15 protein-coding genes are annotated in these 23,574 nt (G+C 42.4%); 6 read left to right on the top strand and 9 right to left on the bottom strand.

The window, feature by feature from the left end:
• Window positions 1–2 precede the first annotated feature (2 nt).
• Window positions 3–1,907, bottom strand: a complete 1,905-nt coding sequence (locus WA338_RS04175; RefSeq protein WP_336092199.1) for a DUF294 nucleotidyltransferase-like domain-containing protein — start codon at window positions 1,905–1,907, stop codon at window positions 3–5.
• 17 nt (window positions 1,908–1,924) lie between these two features.
• On the bottom strand, window positions 1,925–2,380 hold the full coding sequence (locus WA338_RS04170) for a nucleoside deaminase (protein ID WP_009781695.1): 456 nt from the start codon (window positions 2,378–2,380) through the stop codon (window positions 1,925–1,927).
• A gap of 96 nt (window positions 2,381–2,476) precedes the next feature.
• Between WA338_RS04170 and WA338_RS04165 the strand changes: the two genes are divergently transcribed.
• On the top strand, window positions 2,477–4,249 hold the full coding sequence (locus tag WA338_RS04165) for a 1-deoxy-D-xylulose-5-phosphate synthase (RefSeq protein WP_009781693.1): 1,773 nt from the start codon (window positions 2,477–2,479) through the stop codon (window positions 4,247–4,249).
• Here the strand turns inward: WA338_RS04165 and WA338_RS04160 are convergent.
• On the bottom strand, window positions 4,242–5,573 hold the full coding sequence (locus WA338_RS04160) for a deoxyguanosinetriphosphate triphosphohydrolase (protein WP_040533779.1): 1,332 nt from the start codon (window positions 5,571–5,573) through the stop codon (window positions 4,242–4,244). The two genes, WA338_RS04165 and WA338_RS04160, sit on opposite strands and share 8 nt — an antisense overlap.
• A 188-nt stretch (window positions 5,574–5,761) precedes the next feature.
• Here WA338_RS04160 and WA338_RS04155 point away from each other — a divergent pair, with 188 nt between their 5' ends.
• Both WA338_RS04155 and WA338_RS04150 read left to right on the top strand, forming a co-directional pair.
• A complete protein-coding gene (locus WA338_RS04155; protein ID WP_009781691.1) occupies window positions 5,762–8,548 on the top strand; it encodes a TonB-dependent receptor in 2,787 nt (928 codons plus the stop codon).
• 38 nt (window positions 8,549–8,586) lie between these two features.
• The gene (locus WA338_RS04150; RefSeq protein WP_009781690.1) at window positions 8,587–9,804 is read left to right on the top strand and encodes a hypothetical protein; all 1,218 of its coding nucleotides are present in this window, start codon (window positions 8,587–8,589) and stop codon (window positions 9,802–9,804) included.
• A gap of 159 nt (window positions 9,805–9,963) precedes the next feature.
• Here the strand turns inward: WA338_RS04150 and aspS are convergent, their stop codons facing one another.
• The 5 genes from aspS to WA338_RS04125 form a co-directional block, all read right to left on the bottom strand.
• Entirely contained in the window at window positions 9,964–11,712 is a 1,749-nt protein-coding gene (gene aspS, locus WA338_RS04145; RefSeq protein WP_009781689.1) for an aspartate--tRNA ligase, read from the bottom strand.
• A 225-nt stretch (window positions 11,713–11,937) separates the two neighbouring features.
• The gene (locus WA338_RS04140; protein ID WP_009781688.1) at window positions 11,938–15,447 is read right to left on the bottom strand and encodes an efflux RND transporter permease subunit; all 3,510 of its coding nucleotides are present in this window, start codon (window positions 15,445–15,447) and stop codon (window positions 11,938–11,940) included.
• Window position 15,448: 1 nt separating this feature from the next.
• A complete protein-coding gene (locus WA338_RS04135) occupies window positions 15,449–16,624 on the bottom strand; it encodes an efflux RND transporter periplasmic adaptor subunit (protein ID WP_009781687.1) in 1,176 nt (391 codons plus the stop codon).
• Window positions 16,625–16,649: 25 nt separating this feature from the next.
• Entirely contained in the window at window positions 16,650–18,029 is a 1,380-nt protein-coding gene (locus WA338_RS04130) for a TolC family protein (RefSeq protein WP_272987290.1), read from the bottom strand.
• Entirely contained in the window at window positions 18,029–18,634 is a 606-nt protein-coding gene (locus tag WA338_RS04125) for a TetR/AcrR family transcriptional regulator (RefSeq protein ID WP_040532990.1), read from the bottom strand. The genes WA338_RS04130 and WA338_RS04125 overlap by 1 nt, the downstream gene beginning before the upstream one ends.
• 162 nt (window positions 18,635–18,796) lie before the next feature.
• On the opposite strand from WA338_RS04125, the gene WA338_RS04120 reads away from it, so the two are divergent.
• A complete protein-coding gene (locus WA338_RS04120; protein WP_272987292.1) occupies window positions 18,797–19,771 on the top strand; it encodes a polyprenyl synthetase family protein in 975 nt (324 codons plus the stop codon).
• Window positions 19,772–19,778: 7 nt separating this feature from the next.
• Entirely contained in the window at window positions 19,779–20,117 is a 339-nt protein-coding gene (locus tag WA338_RS04115) for a hypothetical protein (protein ID WP_272987294.1), read from the top strand.
• Here the strand turns inward: WA338_RS04115 and WA338_RS04110 are convergent.
• Window positions 20,101–20,616 carry a hypothetical protein gene (locus WA338_RS04110; protein ID WP_272987296.1) on the bottom strand — a complete coding sequence of 172 codons (516 nt, stop codon included), beginning with the start codon at window positions 20,614–20,616 and terminating at the stop codon, window positions 20,101–20,103. The two genes, WA338_RS04115 and WA338_RS04110, sit on opposite strands and share 17 nt — an antisense overlap.
• Before the next feature lie 166 nt (window positions 20,617–20,782).
• Here WA338_RS04110 and WA338_RS04105 point away from each other — a divergent pair, with 166 nt between their 5' ends.
• Window positions 20,783–23,551 (top strand): 2-oxoglutarate dehydrogenase E1 component, encoded by a 2,769-nt coding sequence (locus WA338_RS04105; RefSeq protein ID WP_272987297.1) that lies wholly within the window; start codon window positions 20,783–20,785, stop codon window positions 23,549–23,551.
• The last annotated feature ends 23 nt before the right edge of the window (window positions 23,552–23,574 follow it).

Raw genomic sequence — 23,574 nt, 5'->3', positions numbered from 1 at the left:
AGCTATTTGAGGTTGTATCGAAGGGTGAGCAATTCTTGAATATCGTGAATCGATTTGAAGCAACGCTTCAGCTTCAGCTTTTCTGCTTTGCTTAAAGTTGCCAGTTCAATAAACCTTCCGGAGTCATCGTGTAAAATTCCCTGCTTGGTTCTGAATTTCAGTAAGGCTTTAAAGGCATACGAGCAGTTCTCATAGATCTCTTTGTTGTTCTGTTCCAGTTCGGCAAGGCGTTCAAAACGGCCTGCGGTATTGTTGATGTTGCGCAGCTTATGATTAAGACTCAGTACCCGGGCTGCGTCAATAAGCGGCATTAAAGCCCGTGCTTTGATATCAAAGAAATCTTTATGGTCACCACCTTCTTCTACAAGAAACTGTCTAAAGAACCCTAAAGGCGACGGACTCCTAATAGCATCTTTGGCCATCACCCGGTAAAACATCGGGTTGGCATCTAAGGTGTCTAGAATACTGTCTGAAAGTTTGGTCACCAATTGTGTATCGCCAAAAACATAACTGTAGTCAAAGAAGATCGCAGAGAGCAGCTGGGTTTCCGGGGAAGGATCGGTGATCCAGATGTGGTATTGTTTTTTCCATTCAGAAAGCGACTGGCACCAGCGGGGATTGCTCGCCATCATATCGGCAGGGCAGTAGGCATAACCTACTTTATGCATCGCACGCGTGGTGATGCGCGCCAGCTTTATAAAATAGGCTTGGGTCGCTTCATATTCTTCTTCAGGCACGTTGTCAAAAACAATGGCGTTATCTTGATCGGTGAACAACAATTGTTCTTTACGTCCCTGACTTCCCAAAGCCAGCCAGGCAAATTTACACGGCGGCGGTGTTTCCATTTTTAAGAGCGAAAGCTCCAAAGCGCGTACGGCGATGGCATAGTTGATCTCGTTAAGAATGTTGAGGATCTGAGATACCGGAAGGTTTTGATCTAAATACTTTTTGAGTAATCGCGAAACCTTAAGTCGCACATCGCGCAGGCGTTTAGTACGTTTGGCGAGTTTTACTTCTTTCAGTAAGACCACCGGGTTGTTTGCAAACGAAACCACAATATCGTGCTCAGTGATGAGTCCGAGAAGCTTGGTGTCTGGCGTACCGTCTTCGGTTATGCACAAGTGATTGACCTCGTTTTTCAGCATAATCAGTTGGGCTTGCGCCACCGTGGGATCTTTCTGAAAACACTTCACCGGCTTGCTCATAATCTTATCCACCGAATCTGAAATGTCAAAATCACCTGTCGCAATGCGGTCACGCAGATCCCGATTGGTAATGATTCCCACCGGTTTTTCTTCGTGCGTTACCACAATAGAACCTACATCGCGGTGACTCATCTTTTTTGCAGCCACCTTGATCGTCGTATCGGGGGAGCAGGTGAGTATATTTTTAGAATACCGTGCTTTTTGCAGGTCAAAAATCTCACTGTTGCGCTCTACAGAATATTCGGTAAACAGCTTGCCGCTTTCTTCTAGCGAGTAGGGATCGCTTACATTAGATGCAAAACTGGCAATAAGAAAATTACTCACCTCTTTATGCGCTAATGCGATGGGTAAAAACAGATCGATAGGAATCCCGTAAATAATAGACTCTTCATTGGCAGAAGCTGAAAGTTCATAATCTTCCTTCGTAATAAGCGGGCGTAAACCAAAAATGTCTCCTTCATCACAGATATCGGCGATCTTGGGTTGATTGTCTACCGTTCTAAAAACGCGTACGGCACCATCTTTAACCACATAAAACATGCTGTGGTTGGTATCTTTTTCTTTAAAGATGGCCTTGTCTTTTTCAAAATAAAGCACTTGAACCTGTGCGGCGATTTGCAATAGGCTGTCGGCGGCCAAAAACTGAAAAGGAGGATAGCGTTTTAAAAAGTCGGCTACACGTTCTGCAATGGTATTTTTCAAAGGTTTAGTGTTTAGCGTTAGTTGAGGTTGCGGCGCTCGATAAAAAAGCGCTTCAGTAATTGAGCAGCTTCAGTTTCCATAATGCCTGAAGTTACCTGCGTTTTAGGGTGCAGTTGCGTTCCCATTTTTTGATAGCCGCGGGTAGTATCTGCCGCCCCAAAAACGATTCGACTGATTTGGCTCCAATACAAGGCGCCAGCACACATCTGGCAAGGCTCAAGCGTAACATACAGCGTGGAATCGGTTAGGTATTTTCCGCCTAAAAAATTGGCTGCGGCAGTAATGGCTTGCATTTCGGCGTGGGCGGTCACATCGTGTAAACGTTCGGTTAAATTATGTGCCCGTGCGATGATCCTGTTGTTTACCGTAACAACGGCGCCTACGGGAATCTCACCGAGCTCAAAAGCAGTCTCGGCTTCCTGCAAGGCTTTTTTCATAAAATAGTGATCGTCAAAAGGTTCGATAAGCGCCATGCGGTTGGTTTTAAAGCTTGAAGATAAAAAGTTTTTTGCAGTATCATTTTTAAAAGACCAACTAATTATTTCTGGAAGTTCGGCTACCTTTGTTTTATGAGTTACCCGCTTTTAGAAACCATTAATGACCCTCAGGATTTACGTAAACTTCAGGTAGCAGAACTGAATACGCTTGCTGCAGAATTGCGCCGTTTTATCATTGCTATTGTCGCTACCAAAGAAGGGCATTTGGGAGCAAGCCTGGGTGTGGTAGAACTCACGCTGGCCCTGCATTATGCATTCAATACTCCCGATGATCAACTCATCTGGGATGTGGGACATCAGGCGTATGGTCACAAGATCATTACCGGAAGACGGGACATTTTTGAGACCAACCGCCAGTTAGGAGGATTGAGCGGATTCCCTAAGCGGGAAGAAAGTGTTTATGATGCTTTTGGGACCGGGCACTCGAGCACGTCGATCTCTGCGGCTTTGGGTATGGCGATCGCAGCAAAGATTCAAGGAAACACCCGGCGCCAGCATATCGCGGTCATCGGCGATGCGTCTATTGCAAGCGGGATGGCCTTTGAAGCTTTGAATCACGCCGGTGATAGTGATGCCAATTTACTCGTGATCCTGAATGACAATGCGATAGGAATCGACCCGAGTGTGGGCGCCTTGAAAAATTACCTGACCAATGTAAAGACCGGGAGTCAGCGGCAGGAGAATATTTTTGAGGCCTTAAACTTTAAGTATTTTGGTCCGGTTGACGGGCACGATATCGACAAGCTTCTGGAGATCATTAAAACGCTGAAAAAGATCAAAGGCCCTAAGTTTTTACACGTGATCACCACCAAAGGTAAAGGACTAAAGCAAGCCGAAAAGGAGCAGGTACTCTATCACGCACCGGGGAAGTTTGATGCGGCAACCGGAGAACTCAATCCTAAAAGTACCACTCCCCAACCTCCAAAATATCAGGATGTATTTGGGCTGACTTTAGTAGAGTTGACTAAAAAGAACGAGAAGATCGTGGGCATCACGCCGGCAATGCCTACCGGGAGTTCGTTAAAGTATATGATGCAGGAGTTCCCGGAGCGGGCTTTTGACGTGGGGATCGCCGAGCAGCACGCCGTCACCCTTGCTGCCGGTATCGCAGCCGCAGGCGGAGTCGCTTTTTGTGCGATCTATTCTACCTTTTTACAGCGGGCGTACGACCAATTGATTCACGATGTGGCTTTGCAAAAGCTTCCGGTTATTTTTTGTGTAGATCGCGCCGGATTGGTAGGTGCCGATGGGGCCACGCACCACGGGGTTTTTGATCTGGCCTACTTACGCTGCATTCCTAATCTTATCCTTTTCGCTCCGCGGAATGAGGAAAGTCTGCGGAATATTATGTATACCGCACAACTTGGTTTAGAACAACCTATTGCGATTCGCTATCCGCGCGGTCGGGGTACTACGATCGACTGGAAAACTTCGTTTCAAGAGCTACAAATCGGTAAAGCTGAAAAGTTAACCGAAGGAGATAAAATCGCGGTTTTGGTAACCGGTAGCTTGACGGAAACGGCGTTACAGCTTGCTGAAGTTTATCCCGAAGCAATTGCAGTGTATTATTTTGGTTTTGTCAAGCCGCTGGATCTTGAAGCGCTGCAAGAAGTTTTCAGTAACTATTCTACAATAATTACCCTTGAAGATGGTGTCGTTTCCGGTGGTTTTGGTAGCGCAATCGCTGAAGAAGCGATACGTCAAAGCTACACAGGCAAACTCGAACTTCTGGGAATTCCCGATCGCTTTATCGAACAAGGAACCACCGAAGAACTGAAGACTTCGGTGGGTCTGGATTTTGAAAGCTTGAAAGCACAATTAGCGTCATACTTAACGCTTATTTAACATCGAGGCCTTTAATCTTTTTATAATTACGTAAGGCTTTACCATCGGTCATGGTAGAGACTTCAGCGCAGATCTGGATGAGGTTTTCATACAAGCTCTTTTCAGAATGATCATTGGGCGCTAGCAATTGCTGAATCAATTGATTGTAATGCGTGTCGTTATTGTCTAAAGCACGACAACGCGCTTCTAATAAGGTAGACAGAATCTCATAGCCGGCGATCTCTTTTTCGATCACTTCGCGGCTGTTGTAAATACGTTCAATGCTTAAGTTAATGATGTCTGTTATTTGCGCCTGATAGTTGCTTTTGTCGATAAGCGATTGGTCAAAAGTACCTGCAAGGATCTCTTCTTCGTATTTCATAAAAGTATCCACACTCTCATTAATAAGCGTGCCTATCGCCAGTGCGCGCAAGTAACTCACGCGGTCTGAAGTCTCTTGAAGCGCATTGTATTTATTGCGGTCTATGGTTTGCCCTACGAGCTTTACCATATATTCTAAGGCATATTCTTCAGGGATGAGCCCCAGGTTTATACCGTCTTCAAAATCGATGATGGTGTAGCAAATATCGTCTGCAGCTTCAACGAGATAGGCAAGCGGATGCCTTGACCAACTTACATCATCTGTAGTGCTGCGCTTTAAAAGTCCCAGTTCTTGAGCGACATCTTCAAAGAGCGCTCGTTCAGACTGAAAGAAGCCATATTTTTTATCGGCAATATGATCAGAAGGTTTGTGCGGAAGCGATTCTTTAGGATACTTCATAAAAGCGCCTAAAGTAGCATAGGATAAACGCAAGCCGCCCTGCGCTCCCGGTTTGCTTTGAGAAAGCACCTTAAAACCATTGGCATTACCTTCAAACTTGATGAGGTCTTGATACTCTTTCGCCGTGAGGCTGTCTTTATAGCGTTTTCCGTAGCCGTTTTTAAAGAATTCGCCTATGGCTTTCTCGCCGCTGTGTCCAAAAGGCGGATTCCCAATGTCGTGTGCCAGCGCTGCCGCAGCTACAATGGCACCAAAATCATTGAATTTGTAACCATAGACTTGTTCGAGGTGCGGGTATTTTTCTAACAGTTTTTTGCCCACCATACGTCCTAACGAGCGTCCCACAACTGAGACTTCGAGACTGTGTGTTAAGCGCGTGTGAACAAAATCGGTTTTAGAAAGTGGGATGACTTGGGTCTTGTCTTGCAAGCTTCTAAAAGGCGCCGAAAAGATAATACGGTCATAATCAACTTCAAAACCCAGGCGCGTGTCGTCCTGTTCTATACGTAGTCTTTTGGCGGTATCGCCTTGTCTTTTTAAGGATAGTAAATGCTCCCAATTCATCATGACGTGCAATTTTTGGCAAGATACATCTTTGCCAAATTTTAATCTAATGAAACCCAGCTGACTCAAAAATCTGTTAACATTAAGGTAACCATGAAGTAACCCTTGGGTTACGAATTCATAACATTGGATTAACCGGCTAGCAGTTCTTTCGCAACATATTTGCAGCGTAAAATAAATGCAAGCAAATGAGACAATTTTATCTGTTTTTAATAGGTATTATATTTTCAGCAGCTACTTGGGCACAAGGAACCGGTAGTATTGTTGGAGTGTTAAGTGATAAAGAAGTTAATAATGAACCTTTACCTTTTGCAACGGTTCAGATCAAGAATACGAGCAAAGGAACGACTACAGATTTTGATGGTCTTTATGAGATCTCAAATGTAGAAGCCGGGACGTATACCTTGGTTTTTAGCTTTGTGGGTTATGAAACTGTAGAAGTCCCCAATGTTGTTGTTGAGGCAGATAAAGTAACCACGATAAACGCAGGATTAGGAGCTACAGCAGCCGCACTCGATGAGGTGGTGATCACAACTACCGTTTCTCGCGAATCTGAAGTAGCCTTATTATTAGAACAAAAGAAAGCAGTAAGTATCCAGCAGAGCATTGGAGCAGATGAACTTGCCCGAAAAGGGGTAAGTGATGCAGCAGCAGCGATCGCTAAGATTTCTGGAGTTTCAAAACAGTCAGGCGGAGCAGGTAATGTATATGTGCGTGGTCTTGGTGACCGTTATTTGAATACCACCTATAATGGATTGACGCTTCCTTCAAATGATATTGAGAAAAAGAACATGGATCTTGACCTTTTTCCTTCAGACATTATTCAGAATGTAGCGGTAAGTAAAGCTTATTCTACTAAGTTTTACGGAGATTTCGCAGCGAGTAATATCGATGTGATCTCTAAAGATTATAAGGGGAAATTCTTCTTAGATATTCAATTGGGTTCTAGTATCAATACCAGAGCGATCGGTCAGGATTTTACCCGTAGTGAAGGTACCGGATATTTCGGTTTTTATAATAGATATGACAACAACCCGTTTGCGGTGATCTTATCGCATCCTGTAGATCCTGTAGATGGAGGAACACCTATTAATGTAAACGGATCTATTTCTGGCGGAAAGTCTTTTGAAATGGGAGAAGGCGGTAGATTAAGCCTTTTTGCTACGGCTTCTTTTGCAAACGATTATGAGTATCGCAGAGGATCTGCAGCAGATTTTACTACGGTAGAAAAGCAAGTATACGACGATGTTGAAGAGTTTGAATATTCAACAACAACTACAGCGATGCTTAACGCGATCTACAGCTTAAATTCTGGACATAAGATCACCTTCAACTCTTTATTCCTTAACAGCTCTTCTGATGAGGTTGGGAATTTTGGTATTGATGGTAATGGTAGAAACCGTGATGCGATCTTAAATACAGACAGCGGCTTTTTTACTAAGAACATTCAGTTTAATCAGGATATGATCTTTGTAAATCAATTGTCTGGCTTACATACTTTTGATGAGGAGTTTGAATTGACTTGGGGTGTAGGATATAATAAAGTGTTTTCTAATCAGCCAGACCGTAAGCGTTTTGCTTTAGAGAATTACAATTTAGCTTTAGATAACGATCCTTCTACGAATCCCTCTTTTTATAACAACACCAACTTTGACAATCAGCGTTATTTTCAGAATATCGAAGATGAAGAGCTTAACAGCCGTTTAAATCTGGAATACACCGTTTCTGATAATTTCAAATTGAATTTTGGATACAACGGAAGAACTAAGGAGCGTTTCTTTAAGAACATCCGTTATGGATATGACCTTATCGCGCCAAACACTCCGGTTGAAGATATAAACAATCTTGATAGTATTTTTAATGTACCTAACCTAGGGACGGTTTATGATACGTTCGTTTTTAGAGCGATTGCTCCTGAGCTAGGTATTGATAACCGTAACTATCCAGGTCTTGATGAGAACCGATATACCGGTAATCTTGATATTCACGCAGGATACATCAATGCAGAGATCACCACAGGGAACTGGTTGTTTGTTCCCGGGTTTAGAGTAGAATCTTTTAACCAGTCGATCACTTATGATGTGATTAACCTTCCTCCGGATGCGAGCGGCTATGCAGAAAGCTACGAGAACTTTTACTTACCAAGTTTAAACGTACGCTATGCGCTTAATGACGATTCTAACTTGAGATTCTCTTTTGCAAAAACGGTTTCTTTCCCAGAATTCAAAGAGGTAGCGCCGTTTGTTTACGAAGATGTAACCAAGCGTGTAGGAGGTAACCCAGACCTTTTAAATGATCCATCATTCTCAGACGTTTATAACATTGATCTTAAATACGAGTGGTTCTTTGGTAAATCTGAATTGCTATCGATCGCAGGTTTTGCAAAGGAGATCAGAAACCCTGTTAACCTTGTGATCGCAAATGACGCAACCGGTACCCGACGTTATTTTAGAACCGGTGAGAAAGCTAATGTTTACGGAGTTGAATTAGAAGTACGTAAAAACTTGGTAACCGATGCAGATGAGAACGCCGTAGTTTCTGCGGGAATTAACGGGACTTATATGCATACGCAACAAGACTTAAGAAGTTCAAACGGGCTGTTCTCTTCTACATTAGATCGTGATGATGAGTTGCAAGGTGCTTCACCGTTCTTGATCAATGCAGACATCAACTATAGCCCGACCTCTTTTGAAAATTATAAACCTGTAGCCAACTTGATCTATTCTTATTTCGCAGACCGTATCGATGCTTTAGGATCTGGTCAATTAGGAAATATAGTCGAGAAAGGATACGGTACGCTTGACTTTGTTTGGAGAAACGAGTTTGGAGATAACTGGGAGATCAACGCCAGTGCAAAGAACTTGCTTGATCCAGATATTGAGTATGTGCGTGAAGGTACTTCTTTTGGAGACTATACCACCTCTATCTACCGTAGAGGGATTAACGTAGGATTAAACGTAAAATATAAATTTTAATAAAAACGATAGAAAATTAATTAAATACTTTAAATGCAATGAAGACAAATTATTTACTTACTGGCTTGACTGCGGCGGCACTTTTATTTGCCTCTTGTGAAGCTGATGATACTGCAGAAATTGTAATTAACAATACTGATAACAGTGTTGACAACAGCGTGACTAATAATGGTGGAACCAATGAGCCTGAAGAACCAACAGGAGAGGCTATTGATCTACAAGGTACTATGACAAGTGATTTAGTATTAGATAGCAACAATACATATACATTGACAGGACCTTTAGTAATGGCTCCTAACACAAAACTTACGATCCCTGCAGGTATGACTATCAGAGCTGCTAGTGGTGCTAATGTTTACATCGCAATTTCTCAGGATGCGGTAATTGATGCTCAGGGTACTTCTACAAACCCAATCGTACTTACTTCTGCAGCTTCTTCTCCTGCAGCTGGAGACTGGGGTGGTCTTATCTTATTAGGACGTGCACCTATCAACTCTACAACCGGAGGTTCTGCAACTTCAACTTCAGAAATTGGTGGTCTTCCTTACGGTGGTAGCGATGTATCTGACTTCTCAGGTGTTATTCGTTATGTACGTGTAGAGTATTCAGGTGGAGCAGCAGATGGACAATCTGAAAACAACGGTTTCTCTTTCTACGGTGTAGGTAATGGTACTACTGTAGATCACATTCAAGCATTTGAAGGTAAAGATGATGGTATCGAGTTTTTTGGAGGTACTGTAAATGCTAGTTACCTTTCTGTAGTAAATGCTCAGGATGATTCTGTAGACTGGACAGAAGGATACTCAGGAACTTTAACCAACGTATACATCAAACAAGGTGTGTCTCACGATAAAGCTATTGAAGCTGACGGATTTAACACCGATATAGGTAACAACTCTAACCCTGTTTATTTCTCTGCTCCAACCCTTAACAACGTATTGATCGTAGGACAAGGAAATACTGAAGGTACTGAAGCTGTACGTTTAAGAGCGGGTACTCAAGGGGAGTTCAACAACGTAATTATTCAAGGATACGAAGAAGGTTTTGATCTTGATGGTGATTCTGGAGACAGCCCAACAGGTCAAGGTGTTTTAGACGGATTGTTATTTGTAGACACTGTAAACTTTGATGATGTTACTTTAAAAATGAAGAACGATACAGGTTACGAATTTGACGAAAGTGACTTCATTATGAATGAAGGTGATGCTACCGGTACAGATTATGATACTTGGAAAGCAGGCTGGACTGTTGAATAAGTTTATTTTGAATTAGCGATAAAAAAAGGTCTGGACATTGTCCGGACCTTTTTTTGTTTTCATACCTGTGGAATAAACTACTTAAAAGTAAGCCTTTCGGTAGGAGCCATAAAAAAACAGCCACATCGGGCTGCTTTCTTAATTTATAAAGACTGAGACTTATAAAGTAACTTTCAAATTCAATTCTTCTAATTGTGCTGCATCAATTGTTGCAGGCGCATCGATCATTACATCACGGCCGGCATTGTTTTTAGGGAATGCAATAAAGTCTCTTATCGTTTCTTGTCCGCCTAAAATCGCTACCAAACGGTCTAGACCAAAGGCCAAACCACCGTGTGGTGGCGCACCGTATTGAAACGCATCCATCAGGAAGCCAAACTGTGCCTGTGCTTCTTCTTTGGTAAAGCCTAGATAATCAAACATCTTAGATTGTATCTCTTTATCGTGAATACGTATAGAACCACCGCCTATTTCGTTTCCGTTCAATACAAGGTCGTAAGCATTTGCTTTTACTTCGCCGGGCTTGGTGTCTAGCAATTCCATTTGTCCGGGTTTAGGAGAAGTAAACGGGTGGTGCATCGCGTGGTAACGCTCGGTTTCTTCATCCCATTCTAAAAGCGGGAAGTCAACTACCCAAAGCGGCGCAAATTCGTCTGACTTGCGCAAGCCTAATTGTGTGGCCAATTCCATACGCAGCGCGCTCAATTGCGCGCGGGTTTTTGATGTTTCTCCAGAAAGTACACAGATCAGATCTCCGGGTTGTGCGCCGGTAGCTTCTGCCCATTTAGCAAGATCTTCCTGATCGTAAAATTTATCTACTGAAGATTTAAAACTTCCATCTTCATTGCATTTTACATACACCATTCCTAAAGCACCAACTTGTGGTCGCTTCACCCAATCGATAAGCTTATCGATCTCTTTTCGGGTATAACTCGCTCCTCCCGGAACCGCGATACCTACAACCAACTCAGCACTATTGAATACTTTAAAGTCCTTGTGCTGCGCTACTGCGTTGAGTTCGCCAAACTCCATCCCAAAGCGAATGTCTGGCTTGTCGTTACCGTATTTTGCCATCGCCTCGTCATAGGTCATTCTTGGGAAACTTTCGATCTCAAAACCTACCACTTCTTTTAAAAGATGCTTGGTCAAGCCTTCAAAAATGTTCAGAATGTCTTCTTGTTCTACAAAAGCCATCTCGCAGTCGATCTGTGTGAATTCCGGCTGGCGGTCTGCACGTAGATCTTCATCTCTAAAACACTTTACAATCTGAAAATACTTATCCATACCGCCCACCATAAGCAATTGCTTAAACGTTTGTGGCGATTGTGGAAGCGCGTAAAATTGACCTTCGTTCATTCGGCTAGGCACCACAAAATCACGGGCACCTTCCGGAGTAGATTTGATCAAATAGGGCGTTTCCACTTCAATAAAACCTTGCTCCGATAAATAGTTGCGCACGGCAATACTCACTTTATGTCTAAAGATGAGTTTCTCCTTCACCGGATTTCTTCTGATGTCCAGATAACGGTATTTCATACGGAGATCTTCACCGCCATCGGTTGCATCTTCAATAGTAAACGGAGGCGTTTTGGCCTCGTTCAAGATCTCTAATTTTTCAACCAAAAGCTCTACATCCCCGGTAGGCATTTTTGGGTTTTTAGATTCACGCTCGATTACCTTTCCGGTAACCTGAATCACAAACTCACGCCCCATAGTTTTGGCAAGATCCATCACCGCTTTAGGGGTGCGTTCTTCGTCAAAAATAAGTTGGGTGATGCCGTAGCGATCGCGTAGATCTACCCAGATCATAAAACCTTTGTCTCTGGATTTTTGAACCCAGCCGGCAAGAGTAACCGTTTCGTTTATATGTTCGGCGCGTAAAGCTCCGTTATTATGCGTTCTGTACATGCTTGATTATTTGAGGTGCAAATTTAAGAAGTTAAAGCAAGTCACCACCTATTGTTTTGAGGTTATTTTATTGGCACCGCCAAAGGGTTAAATACTCCGAGGCTTGCCAAGAGGTAGTTTACTTAGGCGTAAAGCTTTCCGTTTTTATGGGATTCAACCCTAGAAAAACAAAAAAGCAGAAGGTTGTCCTTCTGCTTTTAAGTCTAATTAAAATGAAAAGCTTTTCTAGCTTTCTGAAGTTTCAGAAGCTGCGGCTAGTTTAGCTTGTTTCTTTTGCTCTTCACGTGCTTTGCGTTTATCGGCAAATTTTACTTTAGCACGGTTGGTTAAGTAAAACATCACCGGTACGATCACTAAGGTAAGGAAGGTAGCAAATACCAACCCGAAGATCACCGTCCACGCCAGCGGTCCCCAGAAGATCACGTTATCCCCACCAATGTAAATCGCAGGATCATAATCTGTAAACAATCCAAAGAAGTCAATATTAAGTCCTACTGCTAACGGAATCAAACCAAGAACCGTAGTGATCGCCGTAAGCAATACCGGTCTTAAGCGCGATTTACCACCGGCAACGGTAAGTTTAAAGTATTCTTCTTTAGTAAGATAGTCATCGTCTTCAACACCTAATTCTTCTTTCTTACGATCGATCAGGATCTGCGTGTAATCGATAAGAACGATCGCATTGTTTACCACAATACCCGCAAGCGAAATAATACCCATCATCGTCATCAGGATCACAAAGTCCATCTGGAAGATGATCAAACCTAAGAACACACCTACCAAACTTAAGACTACCGCCATAAGAATGATCACCGGCTTAGAAAGCGAGTTGAATTGTGCTACCAGAATAAGTAGGATAGAACCCATCGCAATACCTAATGCCATCAACAGGAAGCTCATATTGTCTGCTTGTTCTTCTTGTTCACCGGTAAAACTATATGAAATTCCGCTAGGCAAATCGTAGCCTGCAAGTTCGTTCTTCAATTGCCCTACAATTTCTGTGGCGTTAAAACCTTGCTCGGTAAGCACGTTTGAATACAGTGTGATTACCCGTTTAAGGTCTTTACGTTTTATTGCGCTAAAAGCGGAAGAAGATTTTTTATCTACCAAAGCCGAAATAGGCACTTGGATGATCTGACCTTGATTGTTTCTAAAGGTTACCGGTTGATTGAATAATGCATTCTCGTCATAACGGTAATCTTCATTAAAACGCACATTGATCTCATAGTCATCATCGCCTTCTTTGTAAGTAGAAGCTTCTTCACCATAAACCGAACGTCTCAAGGTCTGCCCAACAGCTACAGTAGAAATACCTAACTGACCTGCTTTTTCACGGCTTACCGTAACACCAAGTTCTGCTTTAGATTTGTTGACGTCAAGTTTGAGTTCTTCAATACCGCCAATGCCTAAGCCTTCGATATAGGTACGCATATTCTCTGCGGCAAGAAGCATTTCTTCATAATCTTCACCACTGATCTCGATATTGATAGGATAACCTACCGGAGGACCGGCAGCATCTTTCTCAACAATTACCGAAGCTCCCGGAAAGCCTTTAACAGCCTCACGCACTTCAGAAAGTACGGTGCTACTTTTTACGCCACGGCGCAGTTTAAAATCGCGCATAGATAAGGTGACCTTTCCTTTATGCGGCATTTCATTACTCTGGCCACCATCGGTTTGTGGGTTTCCGGCACCTTGACCTACCTGAGAGATGGCACTCTCTACCATAAAGTTATATCCGTCTGCATCTTCATATTTCTTGATCGCGTCAAAGATGCGTTGCTCGATTTGCTTAGTAAGCTGATTGGTTTTTTCGATCGCCGTCCCTTCAGGATATTCTATATAAGTAATGATCTGATTGGGCTGGTTTTCCGGGAAAAACAGCACGTTAGGCTGTGCAATACCTACCAGAACAAAGGATAAGAACAGCATAATTACGGTCCCGAAGAAAAAGGCATACGCTTTTTTTCCGCGCAGCGCGTACTTTAAGAAACGCTCGTAGGTGTTCTCTAATTTTCGAAGTGATTCAAACTGGAAATAACGCACGGCTCCTGCTAAGAAATATTTATAGGCCCAAAGCATAATCGCGAGCAATAACAGCAAGTTACCAATACCTCTAAAACCTCCGGAATCTATCACAAAACCTACAATGAGCATTATTACCCCAATAATTGAGAGGATAAGGCTGTTGCGTATAAGGCTCTTTTTGCTCATATCTTCCTCTTCGGTCTTCATAAAGCGTGAGGTCAACATCGAGTTGATGATGAGCGCCACAAATAAAGACGAACTCAATACCACCGAAAGTGTGATCGGGAAATAGATCATAAACTTACCAATGGTTCCCGGCCACAATCCTAAGGGGAAAAAGGCAGCAAGTGTGGTCGCTGTAGAAGCGATAATAGGCCAGGCGATTTCACCCAGACCTTGCTTTGCAGCTTTGATGCGCGGCATTCCTTGATCCATCAAGGAGTATACGTTTTCAACCACCACGATACCATTATCTACCAGCATTCCCAGTCCCATTACAAGACCAAAAAGTACCATCGTATTCAGGGTGAAACCTAAACTAGATAAAATGGTAAGCGACATAAACATTGAAAGCGGAATCGCAAAACCTACAAATAGTGCATTTCTAAATCCTAAGAAGAACATCAAAACCACAACCACCAGAATAACACCAAATATGATGTTATTTACCAAGTCGTCTACCTGATTTGCCGTTTTGATCGACTGGTCATTGGTAAGGCTGATGTGTAACGACTCTGGATAGTAATTGGCTTCTTCTTCGGCAACGATCTTTTTGATCGACTCTACCGCTTCGATCATATTTTTACCTGCCCGTTTTTTAACGTCAAGCATCACCACCGGTTGACCGTATTCGCGGGCAAAAGTGGTAGGATCTTTTTCTTTAAAGCGTACTGTTGCGATGTCTTTAAGAAAAATGTTTCCGCCATCGCGTTTTACTACTATATTATTTAGCTCTTTAGGGTCTTGAATTTCTCCTAAAACTCGGATGTTTTTACGCAAACCATCGGTGATCACGTTACCTGCAGAGATCGTGTTGTTCTCTGAGCGTATCGCGTTGATGATGTTGTCAAAACTCACTTTAGAAGCAGTCATCTTATAAATGTCGACAGCGACTTCTACCTCTTGTTCTTCAGCACCACGAATGGTCGCTTCTTTGATCTGCGGAAGCAATTCGATCTTATCCTGAAGATGCTCGGCATAATCTTTCAACTGCTGTACCTGAAAATCTCCGGTAAGGTTGATGTTTAAGATAGGCTGCTCTTCAGAAATGTTAAGATCAAAAATGTTGGGTTCTACCTTGGCACCGTTGTCTAGCGTAGGCCAGGTTGTTTCTGCCTTTACCAAGTCAACTTTATCTTTAACCTTGGTTTTTGCAACGTTCACATCGATATCCTCTTCAAATTCTACAATGATAATACTGTAGTCCTGAAGCGTGGTAGAAGTGATCTCTTTGATCCCGGCGATGTCGTTGAATTCTTCTTCGAGCGGCTCGGTAATAAATTTTTCTACGTCTTCTGCAGCATTCCCGGGATTTACAGAGCTCACATAGATCTTGGTTTCTATGATCTCTGGGAATGCTTCACGCGGCATACTGTAGTAGGCAAACAGACCGCTGAGTAAGATGATCGCGGTGATCACATACACCGTCATCTTATTGTCTATTGCCCAAGACGATATGCTAAATTCTTTATAAGTGTTTTTGGCCATCTTATTGGTTGTTTGAAGATTCTTTTAATTCTACAGCTTGACCGTCTCTAAGAGAGCGCGCTCCTTCAATGATCAGTCGGTCTCCGGCACTAAGTCCAGAAGTGATCTCTATACGCTGATCATCGCTGTAACCTTCTTTTATTTGTACTTGTTTTGCAATTGCGGTCCCGTCAGCTTGTTCTTCATAAACATAGGTGATGCTGTTGCCCAACGCATTCTGCTGAACCACATTTTCAGGTACGACAATGGCGTTTTCTGAAGTATAATCATTAACCATAACCGTAGCGATCAAGTTGGGCTTGATGGTGTTGTCTGGGTTTGGTATCGAAATTTTTACATCAAAGGTTCTGCTGTCAGGACTTACGAAGTTGCCTACTTGTCTGATCTTTCCGTCGTAGGTTTTGCCTATTGAAGCCAGTCTAATTTTAACATCGGTACCTTCAGAAACTTTACCTAAAAAGGCTTCAGGAATAGAAGCTTCTACATACATATCGCTCAGGTTTACCAGACGTAACACTCCGGTTTGTCCTGCATTTACCACTTGTCCTTGATCTGCTAAGGTATTGTCTACAATTCCTGAGAACGGCGCAGTGATCACCGTTTTTCCCACACGAGAACGCAACTGATCTGTTGCAGCCTGCATCGCTTCGTAGTTGGTCTTTGCTTCCAGATAATTGATCTCTGAACCAATTTTTTGATCCCAAAGGCGTTTTTGACGCTCATAAGTTGTTTTTGCTAAAGCCGTTTGCGCTTCCTGGCGGGCAAGTTCACTTCCTAAACCACCATCATCAATTTTAGCAAGACGTTGTCCTTTTGCAACGCGCTGCCCTTCTTTGACATAAAGCTGAGTCAGTACGCCGGTATATTCTGCATACAGCACAATGTTTTGGTCTGTGTTTACATTTCCTTGTACTTCAAAATAATGTTTGAACAAGGTGTCTTGTAAAGTTTCAGCAGTAACTAAGGCTGCCTTTTTCTTAACGTCTAATTTATCTATAGCAGCGTTAAGCGAATCGATCTCGGTCTTAAGTTCGTTTTGAGCATTTACCAGTTCGGTCTTCTTTGCGCGAATCGCGGTTAGATCACCACTTTCAATGACGCTCTCAACAGATTCTTCTTTGTTTCCGCAGGAAATGATTAGGAATGCTGCGGCTATTAGGGTTATTATATTTTTCATAATGCGTGTAGGATATGTCTGGATGTTAGTCTTCTTTTGGTTTATAAACTGAAGTGTCAAGCACTTTTTCAAGTGCTGCTTTGTTGGCAATCACTTCATACATAGCTTGTAAATAATCTTGTTGTGCCTGGTAAAGTTGTGTTTGTGCTTCACTCAACTCAAAACTGCTGGCGATACCTTCAAAAAATTTGATGGAGTTTTTATTTTCAATACGCTCTGCCAGGTCGAGGTTTTTTTCTTGCGTGGCAAAGTTGTCAAGCGCAAATTGATAATCATTACGTGCAGAAGCGATCTCTAGCTTTACCTGATTGCGGGCGCGCTCAAGATCTTCGAGACTCTGTTTGTAAGCCAGCTCTTTTTGAGCAGTTCGCGCTGCGCGCATCCCACTGCTGAAAATGGGCACGCTCAAGGAAACGCCTAAGATAGATTGCTCAAAATAACGTTGCTCATCACTTAAGAAGGTGAAGGAGTTACTCGCTCCTGCTGCTCCATAATTCACATAGGCGCTTAAGGTTGGTAAGGCTTTACTTTTTTCAAGTTTTACTTCGGTTTCGGCAAGATTGGCTTGATCTTCGGCAATGCGATAATCTATGTTGTTCTCGGGGTCGATATCTCTTGCAAGCAAATTGAGATCATAATACTGCATCGTCAAATCTTCAAGCGCATCTGTTACCACGAGTTTACTGTCAATCGGGATGCCTAAGGTTAATTTGAGCATATCGTATGCAATCGCCAATTGACGCACGGTGCTGTTGAGTTGGCTTTCAAGATTTAAAGCAGTGATTTGAAGTTGTTCTACATCTTCTTCTTCTCCTAGTCCGTTTTCAAAAATCTTCTGGGTGTCGTTTAGATTTTTGTTTACGGTTTCTATGTTTTTCTGAAGAATGGCAACACTTTCCTGAGCAAGCAATACATTGCCATAGGCCTCAATGATTGCTTGTTTTACTTCAAGATCGGTTTTAACCTTGGCGTTCTCAGAAATCTGAAGCAAGGTTTTTGCCGATTGTACGCCTACGATATACGAGCCGTCAAAGATCAACTGATTCCAGGTGGCTACGGCCGAAGCATTTTGCTTCTGGCTAAACTGCACCGGGATGAAATCACCGGGGTCTGCGCTGGGGTCAAAAACCACCGCCGGAATAAATGAGGTAGGTTGAATAAACTGATTTTGGTACGTCACCTCTCCAGAAATCTGAGGAAGTCCCTGTGCAATGATCTCCCATTTTTGTTTAAGAGCGATCTCTACATCGGTGTACGCGTTTTTTGCATCATAGCTATTCTCGAGACCATAAGTTATGGCTTCCTGAAGGCTTAGTGCATAAGATTGTACCTCTGTACTGTCTTGGGCTTTGCTTGTGTTTAGAGAGCCTAAAACGCATATTAAGAGGAAAATTGTTTTTCGCATTAGTCTTGATTTGAATGAATTATTTGATTGAGAATTTTTCTTCCTTCCGGAGTGACGATCCCACGTAAATGATACTCCAAATAGGTCTCATACAGGGCGATCTGCGGAAACTTATCTGAAGGAAAAATGGTTTCATCTTTAATGTTGGTGATGCCAATTTGATACATTCTAGAAACAAATTCAACATCGAGATTGTCTCTAAAAAGTCCGAGTTCTATACCACGGGAAATGTTTTTCTCCATACAGCCGCGCATAAACTCGTTTTGCGATGCGCGCAGCTTGGTAAAGATCTTTGGGTAGTATTTCATCATTTGTTGAATGGATGAGGTTTTCTCTCCCTGTAAATGTTGAATCACATACTTTTTGATCTCATAAAGCTCTTCGATAGGGTTCATATGTTCATCAACCATGTCTTTCACAGCGCATTGCACGTTGTTCAATAAATGATGGCCTACCGCTTCTACCAATTCGGTTTTATGCGCATAATTGGCATAAATGGTCTTTTTTGATATCCCCATATGCGTGGCGATATCATCCATAGTAACGCTTTTAAATCCTTGATTTAAAAAAAGTTGTGTGGCGTTATTTAATATTTCGGTTTTCATAAAGCGCGGCGAATATAAGACGGAAACTTTAAAAACGAAAAAAGTTTCCAAAGTTTTTAGCATATTTAATATTGACATAACATGCGATCCTGAGCTCAGCTTCTGACGCTTGGAGCCTTATGTTCAGAAATAGTGTCTTATTTTAGCCGAAAATTTTGAAGTATGCTGCGCATTGATCAATACACTGAAGTTTTTGTTGCTTATTTAAATGATAAGCTTGCTATAAAAGAGCCTGCAAATCTCTATGAGCCCATTCATTATATTTTACAATTGGGAGGCAAGCGGTTGCGACCGGTATTGACCCTAATGGCAACCGATATTTTTGAATCTGATCATCAAAAAGCTTTAGATGCGGCGTTGGCCGTAGAAGTGTTTCATAATTTTTCGCTGGTGCATGACGATATTATGGACGATGCGCCGTTGCGTCGCGGTGAGGAAACCGTACACGAGAAATGGGATGTAAACACCGGGATACTTTCTGGTGATGCTATGCTCATACGAGCCTATCAGCTTTTTGAGAATTATGAAGGAGAGACGTTTAGAGCGCTGGCAAAACTCTTCAGTAAAACTGCGATCGAGGTGTGTGAAGGGCAGCAGTACGATGTAGATTTTGAAACCCGTGATGATGTCACGATCCCCGAATATCTTAAAATGATCGAATACAAAACTGCCGTTTTGGTAGGTGCTGCTTTAAAGATGGGTGCTATTGTGGCCAATGCTTCTGCTGAAAATGCAAACCGTATTTATGAATACGGGCGTGATTTAGGAATCGCGTTTCAGCTTCAGGATGATTATTTAGATGCTTTTGGTGATCCTAAAACCTTTGGAAAGCAAGTAGGAGGTGATATTATTGAAAACAAAAAAACCTTCTTATATCTTACGGCGCTTGAACGTTTAGATGCGGTACATAGCAAACAGCTTCAGCATTTATTCAGTATCAATCCGCAAGATCCTTCAGAAAAAATAGAAACGGTAAAGCAACTGTTTATAGATTCCGGCGCAGCCGAAGCTACCCAGCAGGAGATCGAGAAATATACTAACACTGCATTGGAGCATTTAGACTGTCTTGATGTAAAGGAAGAGAACAAAACAATTTTGAAGGAGTTTGCGCAAGCCTTAATGCGTAGAAAAGTATAACTCAATTATGACCAATGGCACGCAAGTTTTAGAAGCGGCACGTGAGCAGAAATTGTATGCATTTCTGGTGTCACAGCTTAATAAAGACTTTAAGCGTGCCGGCTTAGACAGCACATTTGATCAAGTGAGTTCGTCAGAGAAATTACTGAGAGATCTGGAAGCTGCTTTGTACGAACTGGTGCTCTCCGATTTTGAAAACTACCTTACCTTGTTGTACGCGATTGATGTTTCTGAAGCTAAGATCAAAGCCTTGCCTGATAGTGAAGTACACGAATTTGTGCAACGCGTAAGCGTACTTATTTTGGAGCGCGAATTTAAAAAGGTGCAGTTTAAAAATAGAACCTGACAAAAGGCATAATGGCGCTGGTGTAAATCGCATCGTTGTCATTATAGAGCACGTTGTAGCGCGCGCCAATAGTTACAGGGCCGCTGCGATAACCGGCTCCAAGAAATAAAGCAGAATTCCAAAAATCATTTGTGACTGTGCCACCATCCCAATCGGCGCGTTGAGATACGTACAGCTCCTCAAACTCCGCCGAAAGTTGAATGATGGGTAATGGGTTTGCAAGGGCAATTATACTTCCCCCGGCTACCGAAGATCTTAAACTTCCGTTTTTCACATAAGAATAACTCAGCCCGGGGCCTAATGCAAAATACGGGTTGAAATTGTAAACCGCACTGGGAGCGATATTTGCAGCAAAATAATCATCACCAAAATTGAGTCCGAGACCGCCTCCAAAACTCACACGGTCCCAAAAGGAACTCGAACGAAATTGCGCATGACTTTGAGCTGTAAAACACGTAAAAATTACGGTGAGGATGAGTGTGGAAACAATCGATTTCATAATAAGATAGTTTAGGATTGCACTTACTTTGTTAGCAAGGTGTTAAATACTTATTTTAAAATGTTAATGATAACCATAAAATTGTGAATGCACACAGTTGGTGCGCAGTAATTATTGTATTTTTGACAAATTATTGCTTAAAAAATCGACAGATTTAACTTATAAAATGGATAGATTTTCATTTCTCAATGCAGCAAACACTGCATACTTCGCAGAACTTTACGATAAATACTTACAGCATCCTGATAGCGTAGAACCCAGTTGGAGAGCTTTTTTTCAAGGTTTTGATTTTGGTTTAGAAGAGCTAGGTATTGAGCCTGATGCTACTGTAGTAACCGGCGGAAATACCAATGCTGCCGTACCTGAAAACTTACAGAAAGAATTTCAGGTTGTTAAACTTATTGATGGTTACCGTACACGAGGTCATTTGTTTACAAAAACCAACCCGGTACGTGAACGTAGAAAATACGAGCCGACCCTGGCTTTAGAGAACTTCGGTCTTAGTGAAAAAGACCTTGATACGACATTTACCGCAGGTGAAATTCTAGGAATAGGCTCCAACACGTTGCGGGATATCATTACCCACCTTGAGAAAATCTACTGTGATTCGATTGGTGTTGAATATATGTTTATAAGAAAGCCTGAAGAAATTCAGTGGATTCAAGATAAACTGAATATCAATGATAATCACCCTAACTTTTCTGGAGACGAAAAGAAGAAAATCCTTAGAAAATTAAACGAAGCGGTTTCTTTTGAAACCTTTTTACATACCAAGTACGTTGGTCAAAAGCGTTTCTCTCTCGAAGGAGGAGAAAGTTTTATTCCGGCAGTAGACGCTATAATTGAGGCGGCTGCAGATCGAGGCGTAAAAGATTTTGTGATGGGAATGGCACACCGCGGCCGTCTGAATACCCTGACCAATATCTTCGGAAAAAATGCTAAAGATATCTTTAGCGAGTTTGATGGCAAAGACTACGATCAGGAGGTGTTTGACGGAGACGTTAAATATCACTTGGGATGGACCTCAAGCCGACTCACAGACAGCGGAAAAGAGATCAATATCAATATTGCTCCCAACCCGTCTCACTTAGAAACTGTGGGAGCCGTGGTAGAAGGGATCTCGCGTGCAAAACAAGATCGTCATTACTTTGACAATCCGCAGGAGGTGCTTCCTATTGTAGTGCACGGAGATGCGGCAATTGCTGGTCAAGGTGTCGTATACGAGGTGATCCAGATGGCGCAATTAGATGGCTATACCACCAAGGGTACCATTCATATTGTGATCAATAACCAAATCGGGTTTACGACCAATTATCTCGACGCGCGTTCTTCAACCTACTGTACCGATGTGGCTAAAACCACATTGTCTCCGGTATTGCACGTGAATGCAGATGATGCCGAGGCGGTAGTGCACGCAGCTTTATTTGCTTTAGATTTTAGAATGACTTTTGGTCGCGATGTATTTATCGATCTTTTAGGATATCGTAAGTATGGTCACAACGAAGGTGACGAGCCGCGTTTTACACAGCCTAAATTGTATAAAGCGATCGCAAAACACGATAACGCAAGAGATATTTATGCTAAAAAGCTTATCGAAGAAGGCGTGATCGATGACAGTTATGTAAAGCAACTGGAAAACGAATATAAAGAGAAGCTTGAAGAAAAATTAGAAAAGTCGAGAGAGGAAGAAACTACCCGTATTACTGCAATTATGCAGGATGAGTGGGAAGGTTTTGAACCGGCTACCGAAGATGAGATGATGCAGCCGGTAGATACAACTTTTGATTTGGATGCCTTAACTGAAATCGCTGAAGCGATCACCAAGCTTCCGGAAGGGAAAAAGTTCTTAAGAAAAATAAATAAGATCATTGAAGGGCGTCGCGCGATGTATTTTGATGATAATAAGATAGATTGGGGTCTTGCCGAATTACTGGCGTATGGCTCATTGCTCAAAGAAGGTTTTGATGTGCGTATGACCGGTCAGGATGTAGAACGTGGTACGTTCTCACACCGTCACGCAGTGACCAAAGTTGAAGAGAGTGAAGAAGAGATCGTATTGCTTAACAATCTTAAAGGAGAGCAAGGGCATATGTATATCTTCAACTCGCTGCTTTCAGAGTATGGTGTTGTTGGGTTTGACTATGGTTACGCGATGGCGAGTCCTAAAACACTTCCTATCTGGGAAGCGCAGTTTGGAGATTTCAGTAACGGAGCGCAGATTATGCTTGACCAGTATATTTCGGCAGCAGAAGATAAATGGAAGCTTCAAAACGGTCTGGTAATGTTATTGCCACATGGGTATGAAGGTCAGGGAGCAGAGCACTCTTCGGCGCGTATGGAGCGTTATTTACAGCTTTGTGCAGTAGATAATATGTATGTTGCAGATTGTACTACACCTGCCAATTTCTACCATTTATTGCGTCGTCAATTAAAGACCAATTTTAGAAAACCGCTTATCGTTTTTACGCCAAAAAGTTTGTTGAGACATCCTAAAGTAATTTCGACCAAAGAAGAATTGGCAAACGGCAGCTTCCAGATGACGATTGATGATGACAGTGTAAAAGCAGATCAGGTAAAAACACTGGTATTTGTGACCGGTAAGTTTTATTACGACTTGCTTGCGCAGCGTGAAGAATTAGGTTGTGAAGATGTGGCGCTTGTACGTGTTGAACAATTGTTCCCGCTTCCTAAAAAGGAAATCAGAGCAGCGCTTGACAAATATAAAAATGCAGACGATGTGGTTTGGGCTCAGGAAGAGCCACGCAATATGGGAGCTTACGGGCACTTATTGATGCATCTTCCCGAAGCGCAAAAATTCAGAGTGTGCAGTCGTAAGTTCTACGGGGCGCCGGCCGCAGGTAGTTCTGTACGATTCAAAAGAAGACATCAGCGTGTTATTGATGATGTTTTTGATAAAAATTCAAATAACCAATAAAAAACATTTTAGTTTTAACTAAA

The organism is Leeuwenhoekiella sp. CH_XMU1409-2 (assembly GCF_037029365.1).
Lineage (GTDB): Bacteria > Bacteroidota > Bacteroidia > Flavobacteriales > Flavobacteriaceae > Leeuwenhoekiella > Leeuwenhoekiella blandensis.
This window is presented reverse-complemented; position numbering and strand designations above follow the sequence as displayed.